Annotated in this window: 4 protein-coding genes and 3 pseudogenes; 1 reads left to right on the top strand and 6 read right to left on the bottom strand. The window is 66.1% G+C overall.

Annotation, left to right across the window (positions count from 1 at the left end):
• The 5 genes and pseudogenes from Y706_RS29390 to Y706_RS0116380 form a co-directional block, all read right to left on the bottom strand.
• A partial coding sequence (locus Y706_RS29390) for a cytochrome P450 (RefSeq protein WP_162159083.1) occupies nt 1–651 on the bottom strand: 651 nt, incomplete at its 3' end.
• Between the two features lie 170 nt (nt 652–821).
• A pseudogene (locus Y706_RS28310) lies at nt 822–1,637 on the bottom strand (cytochrome P450); the annotation flags it as partial.
• Nucleotides 1,638–1,823: 186 nt separating this feature from the next.
• Nucleotides 1,824–2,822, bottom strand: a pseudogene (locus Y706_RS25990) (putative zinc-binding metallopeptidase).
• A 54-nt stretch (nt 2,823–2,876) separates the two neighbouring features.
• The gene (locus tag Y706_RS0116385; protein WP_028277447.1) at nt 2,877–3,383 is read right to left on the bottom strand and encodes a MarR family winged helix-turn-helix transcriptional regulator; all 507 of its coding nucleotides are present in this window, start codon (nt 3,381–3,383) and stop codon (nt 2,877–2,879) included.
• 2 nt (nt 3,384–3,385) lie between these two features.
• The gene (locus Y706_RS0116380) at nt 3,386–5,131 is read right to left on the bottom strand and encodes an AMP-binding protein (protein WP_028277446.1); all 1,746 of its coding nucleotides are present in this window, start codon (nt 5,129–5,131) and stop codon (nt 3,386–3,388) included.
• Nucleotides 5,132–5,493: 362 nt separating this feature from the next.
• On the opposite strand from Y706_RS0116380, the gene Y706_RS0116375 reads away from it, so the two are divergent.
• Complete coding sequence (locus Y706_RS0116375) at nt 5,494–6,627, top strand: acyl-CoA dehydrogenase family protein (protein ID WP_028277445.1); 1,134 nt, start codon at nt 5,494–5,496, stop codon at nt 6,625–6,627.
• Here Y706_RS0116375 and Y706_RS29385 read toward each other — a convergent pair.
• Nucleotides 6,624–6,921, bottom strand: a pseudogene (locus tag Y706_RS29385) (hypothetical protein); the annotation flags it as partial. The gene Y706_RS0116375 and the pseudogene Y706_RS29385 overlap by 4 nt on opposite strands.

Below are 6,921 nucleotides of genomic sequence, written 5' to 3'. Positions count from 1 at the left end.
CTGCCGTGCCTGTTCGACGTCGGCCCGGGGGCTGGCCGCGATGGTGACGTCCCGCCTGCGCACGTGGATGAACAGCCCTTCAGGCTTCATGGTCAGCGTGTGTTTGATCTGCAGCTCATAGCCCGGGTCCGCCGCCGTGACCTCGAAGCGCTGCAGGAGCTTGGCCAGGAAGAGCATGGCCTCCTGCAGGGCAAATCCCCGGCCGATGCAGGAGCGCTGCCCGTTGCCGAAGGGCTTCCAGGCATTGGCAGGGATTTCGGCGGCCCGTTCCGGGGAGAACCGCTCAGGGTCAAAGATGCCGGCGTCCTCGCCCCAGGCCGCCTTGTCCCGATGCAGTTGCGGGATCAGGATCATGATGGGCTGGCCCGCGGGGACTTCGTAGCGGCCGCCGAGCGTCGTGTCCTCGTAAGGAGTCACGTTGAACGCCGGGGCGGTGGGCCACAGCCGAAGCGTTTCCTTAAGGATCTGGTCCAGGTACCCCAGCCGGGGCAGGTGCTCGAACCTGGCGCTTTCGGTGCCAAGGACCTCGTCCACTTGTGCGCGCGCCTTGGCCAGGACGCCCGGATGGCGCAGCAGTTCGTAGAGTGTAAAGGACAGCCGAGCGTCGTGTCCTCGTAAGGAGTCACGTTGAACGCCGGGGCGGTGGGCCACAGCCGAAGCGTTTCCTTAAGGATCTGGTCCAGGTACCCCAGCCGGGGCAGGTGCTCGAACCTGGCGCTTTCGGTGCCAAGGACCTCGTCCACTTGTGCGCGCGCCTTGGCCAGGACGCCCGGATGGCGCAGCAGTTCGTAGAGTGTAAAGGACAGCAAGCCGCTGGTAGTCTCGTGCCCGGCAATCAGGAATGTGACCATCTGATAGCGGATGTTTTCATCGGATAAACGCTCACCGGTCACCGGGTCCGCCGCGCTGAGCATGGTGTCCAGGATGTCTTCGCTGCCCGGCGGGCTGGGGTTGCGCCGCCGGTCGCTGATGATCTGTTCGGCGACCTCGAACATCAGGGCATGGTCTTCCTCGAGCTGGTGCCGCCTGCGCAGCATGATCTTGTTCTGCACTGGGAGCCTGCGCGCCCGGTCCCCGGATTCAACCAGGGCGCGGACCATGGCGCCGACGAACGGGTGCATCTCCTCCCGGTAGAGGCTGTTGAACCGGTAGTTGAACGAGCACAGGGCGATGGTGTCCAGCGTCAGGCGGGTGGTGCTGTCCGGAATGTCGATCCGCGCCGTGGGGCCCAGCCTCTCCCACTTGAGCAGCAGCTGCTCGACGATGTCGTCCATGCCGGCGAACATCCGCTTCAGCGCTGCAGGCCCGAACGCCGGCATCAGGATCCGGTGTGCCTTTTGCCAGTTGGGTTCCTGTGTATCTGCGGTGAACAGGCCGTCGCCGGCGAACTGCCTCACCTGCCGAAGGGCAACGCCCAGCACTTTGCCGAACCGGGACTCGTCGCACGCCTCGTTGACGAGCTGCTGGGAAGAGATGGCGACGATACTGCGGTTGAAGAACTGGATGCGGACTATGGGGCCGTACCGCTCGGCCAGCTCGACTATTCCCAGGATTCCCTTGCTGGAGTCGATGTCCGGCAAATTGCCGACCACCGGCCTCGTTGGAGGCTGCGGTATGGGGATGCTGGGCGAAGTCATGGCCACTCCTAGGCGATCGCCAATGGACGCGCTGTGAGCACTGCTTGCTGCCTGGCCGGACGGGACCGTCCTGCCGGAACCACGATACTCCGGTCCGATCCCGCACAAAATAGCTTCTGCCCTGCTTCGCGGGCCTGCCGGGACGCCCTCCTTGCCAGCGGGCCGGGTCAGCGGGCGGGGCGTTCCTTAGCCGGCGGCCGTCGCTGAGGTGCGCAGCCCGTGGACGAACTCAAGCTTGTCGATAACTGCGGCGGAAAGGACGAAGGGGTAAAGATCGTCTTTCCCCATGCTGCGGTTGACCTAGTTCAGGGCAAGGGAGAGCGGCAGCCATTCGGTTTCCACAACTTCCTGGAAAGAGGTCCCCCGGGGAGTGCCTGGGATGAGTCCGAATTCCCGGGCGGTGTCGAGGGTGTCGCAGATGTGGAGGTAATGGGCGAACGACTCCGCAAAGTCCTCGTAGGGGTGCATGGTTGCGTACTTTGAGATGAACCGTTCATTCCAGCCCGCCGGGGCGCCTTCGCTGTAGTGGCGGTCTATCTCTGCCTGGTAGTCCTTGGTGTCGTCGCCAAAGAGATTACGCGCCTCGCGCGTTTGTCCGTCATCGCTGAATACCAGCACCGTCTCAAAATAGTGCCCCACTTCATGCCGGAAATGCCCGAGCATCGTCCGGTATGGTTCATCGAGTTGGGTACGCATCCGTTCTCGATAGGCGTCGTCGCTTTCGGCCAGATTGATGGTGATCACACCGTCAGCATGACCGATCACCACATTTTCCTTGACACTGGACAACAGGTCGAAGGCAAGTCCCCCGTCGGGGTCTTCTGCGCGCGTGATGATCGGCAGGCCCAGCCCGTCGAGCTCAGCAATGAGATGACGCTTGGCCCGCTCAGCCGCAATGAACTGCGATAGGCCTTTGGCGTCGCTGTCGTTGGGTCGAGTTCGCGTGAGCTCACAGCTGAAGCATTGGCTGCCGCCCTCCGGGGCAAGCCAAGTGCAACCGGAAAGCAAAGAATTGGCGCACCGGTGCCAAGTGGCTCCCGACTCATCGGTGTACTGTCCCTGACTGCCTGTTGCGACTATGGCGCGGGCGTTCCGCAGGTATGCCAGGTTAGTTCCGCAGTGCAGGCAGACCGAGTTTTCAAAGTAAACGCTCGAACTGCAGACACCGCAGGATTGTTTTTTCACTTTCTGATCTTAGCCGCGGCCACCGGGCTTCACCCGGTGCCCGGCACCCGGGCGTCAGCCGCTGAAATCACCGGCGTTCCGGCGGAATGTGCCCAGGATCCGGATCAGCTGGTCCACGTCCTGGTCCGCGAAGCCGGACTGGCCAAAGACCTCAGAGTTCAGCACCGCCGTCGCCCGTTTGGCCAGGGTGCGGCCTTCCGGGGTGAGCTCGATCAGGGTGGTGCGGCCGTCCGTGGGGTGCGGCGAGCGGATCACCAGCCCGGCCTCCTGGAGCCGGTCCACAGCGTTGGTGACTGAGGTGGGGTGGACCTGCAGCAGCGCGCTCGCCTTGTTCATGGGCAGCGCCCCGCTGCGGGCGAAGCTGAGCAACGCGAGCAGCTCGTACCGGGCAAAGGTGAGCCCGAACGGCTTGAGCACCGCCTCGATCCGGCCGAGCAGGATCTGCTGGGTCCGCATGATGGCGGTGATGGCGGCCATCGGGGCGGCGACGTCGGACCAGCCGTGGCGCTCCCAGTTCAGCCGGGCGTCGGCAATCGGATCTCGCGGCAGCGGTGTTCCCATGGTCAGCCCTGCCCCTTGAGCCCGGGGAAATCGGAGTCGGAGTACTCGATGCCGAGGCCTTCCGGGACGGGCCCGCCGCCGTGGCGCACTTCCTCGCTGTGCCGCAGCTCCACGCGCCGGATCTTGCCGGAGATCGTCTTGGGGAGCTCGGCAAACTCCAGCCGGCGGATCCTTTTGAACGGCGCCAGGTGCTCCCGGCAGTACCGCAGGATGTCTTCGGCCAGCTCGGGGCCCGGCTGGTGGCCGGCCGCCAGGACCACAAAGGCCTTCGGCACTGACAGCTTGAGCGGGTCAGGGGAGGGGACGACGGCGGCCTCCGCCACCGCCGGGTGCTCAATCAGCACGCTCTCCAGTTCGAACGGGGACAGCCGGTAGTCGGAGGACTTGAAGACGTCGTCGCCGCGGCCCACATACGTGATGATGCCGCGCTCGTCCCGGCTCGCCATGTCCCCCGTGTGGTAGTAGCCGTCACGGAAAGCCTCCGCCGTCTTGTCCGGGTCGCCGTAGTACGCCTTCATGAGCCCCACGGGGCGGGGGTCGAGGCGCAGGCAGAGCTCGCCGTCGTCGGCCTCCTCACCCGTGGCGGGGTCCACAAGCACGACGTCGTAGCCGGGCAGCGGCTTGCCCATGGCGCCGATCTTGATCGGCTGGCCCGGCGTGTTCGCGATCTGCACGGTGGATTCGGTCTGGCCGAAGCCGTCCCGGATGGTTTGCCCCCATGCGCGGTGGACCTGGTCGATCACTTCGGCGTTGAGCGGTTCGCCGGCGGACACCACCTTGGTGGGCGGATTCTTGAGCAGTGTGAGATCGGCCTGGATCAGCATCCGCCAGACCGTGGGCGGCGCGCAGAAGCTGGTCACGGATTCGCGGTCCATCTGCTCCATGAGCGCCCTGGCGTCGAAGCGCTCGTAGTTGTAGATGAACACGCACGCCTCTGCGATCCAGGGGGTGAACACATTGGACCAGGCATGCTTGGCCCAGCCCGGCGAGGCCACGTTGAGGTGCACGTCGCCCGGTTCCATGCCGATCCAGAACATCGTGGACAGGTGTCCCACCGGGTAGGAGGTGTGCGTGTGTTCGACGAGTTTGGCCTTGGACGTGGTGCCCGAGGTGAAGTACAGCAGGAGCGTCTCGTCGGCCAGGGTGGGGGCGTCCGGGGTGAAATCCGCGGCGGCCGCGGCGGCGTCTGCGCCGTGGTACTGCAGGGCATTGGCCTGGGCAGCGGCGGAATCCCCGGCGCTGGCGCCGACCTCAATCAGCATGTACTGGCCGGCGACGTCGGCGAACTTCGCGATGTTGGCACTGCCGACGGCGGCCCAGGCCGCACCGCCGCGCTCCACCCGGTCCTGGAGGTCGGCCGGTCCCATCAGCGTGGTGGTGGGAATCATGACGATCCCCAGCTTGATGCCGGCCAGCATCAGTTCCCAGAGCTCCACCTGGTTGCCGAGCATGATGATCATCCGGTCCCCGCGCCGCACACCTGCCCCGCGCAGCCAGTTGGCCACCTGGGACGAGCGCCGGGAGAGGTCCGCGAAGCTGCGCCGGGTCGCGGAGCCGTCCTGTTCAACGATCACCAGCGCGGGCTTGTCCGCCTTGGCCGGGTCCGCGGCGAGCTGGTCGAACCAGTCCAGGGCGAAGTTGAACTCCTCGAAGCGGGGCCACTGGAATTCGTTGCGGGCGCCGTCGTAGTCCCCGCGCAGGGCAAGCAGCCGGTCCCGCGCGGCCCGGAATTCCTCAGTCACGGTCATGGTGCACCTTTCGAAGTCCTCTGGCGCTGCCGTTCCAGACGATCGGTGGCGCGGCGCCGTTGCCTGGGATCCACCGGCCCGGCAGGTGCCTGCCTAGTGATCCCCGTCACTGTGCAATATACTAGGACATCCAAGGGTTTGGAAGGGCGGCGCTGCTCTGCAGGCGTTGCATGACGAAGGGATACGTGCCCGTGCAGCCACAAGGACGTGCCAGCGGACCGTCGGCGCCAGCCGAAAACACAGCGGAAGACAGAGCCGAAAACAGAGCCGAAGACAGAGCGGGATCAGGCACAGCTGAATCCGCTACTGCGGGCGCCGCCCCCGAAGCCGCGGCGGAGCCGCCGTTTCCCGACGCCGACCTCATGTACATCGTGGAACTGCTGCCGCCGGACGAGCAGCTCCGCTACCAGGAGGTCCGGGAATTCCTGCAGTCCCGGATCCGGGCCGCATCAATCGACTACTGGAACCGCGAGGAGTTTCCCTTCGGGCTGCTCGCCGAACTCGGCAAATACGGTTTGGGCGGGCTGCAGACGGACGGCACGTCCAAGCTCTTCAAGGGGCTCATGTATGTCGAGGTGGCGCGCGCCGACGTGTCCCTCTCGGCGCTCGTCGGGATCCACAACGAGCTGATCGTCGGCATGATCGACGAGCTCGGCTCGGAGGAACAGAAGGCGCGCTGGCTCCCTGGCCTCACCGCGTTCACCCAGCTCGGGGCGTTCGCCCTGACAGAGCCGGACCACGGCTCGGACATCGCCGGCGGCCTGGAAACCACCGCGCGGCTGGACGGCGACGAGTGGGTCCTCAACGGCGCCAAGCGTTGGATCGGCGCCGGCACCATCGCGGACTTCGCCCTTGTTTGGGCCCGGGACGTCGCTGACCAGCACATCAAGGGCTTCATCGTGGAGACGGACCGTCCGGGCTACACCGCAACGAAGATCGCCAACAAGATCGGCCTGCGCATCATGCAGAACGCGGACATCGTCCTCGACGAGGTCCGGATCCCGGTGGCCAACCTGCTGCCCGGCGCCACCAGCTTCTCCAAGGCCAACGAGCTCCTGCGCGATTCGCGGGCCTGGGTGGGCTGGCAGGGTGCCGGCATCCAGCTGGCCGCGTTCGACGTCGCGCGCGCCTATTCGCTGAAGCGCCGCCAGTTCGGCAAGGAACTCGCCCGCTTTCAGCTCATCCAGCAGCAGCTCGCCGAGATCCTGGGCAACGCGACCGCCTCCCTGGCCCTGATGGCCCAGCTGGCGCGCATCCAGGAAGAGGGCAAGCTCGAGATGGTCCAGGCCGCCATGGCCAAAGCGACCACCACGCGGCTGGCGCGTGCCTCGGTGGCGATGGGACGGTCCCTCATGGGCGGCAACGGCATCAGCAGCGACTATGAGATGGGCAAGCTCTTCGGAGACGCCGAGATTCTCTATACTTATGAGGGCAGCTACGAAATCAATTCACTGATCGTGGCGCGGGCCGTGACGGGAAAGTCCGCTTTCGTCTAGGCTCCGAGTGTGCCAGCGCCGTCCCGCGCCTGGCCGTTCCGTGCCTGCCCGTTCTGTGCCGGGCTGTTCCGTGCCTGCCCGGCCGGGGCAGGCTGAACCGCCGGGCTGGCGTGGCCGTAGCGGGACGTGCGGCTGCGGCCGCCGTTCTTGGCCTCGTACAGGGCCCGGTCCGCGCAGTCCAGGAGCGAGCCGGCCGCGGCGTCGCTTTGCTCGCAGACTCCGGCAGAGATCGTCAGGAAACCCACTTCCCCGAACGGTTCGGACGCGATGGCCTTGCGGGCGCGTTCGGCGGCG

The sequence above is a fragment of the Arthrobacter sp. I3 genome (assembly GCF_000520575.1).
Classification (GTDB): Bacteria; Actinomycetota; Actinomycetes; order Actinomycetales; family Micrococcaceae; genus Arthrobacter; species Arthrobacter humicola_A.
This window is presented reverse-complemented; position numbering and strand designations above follow the sequence as displayed.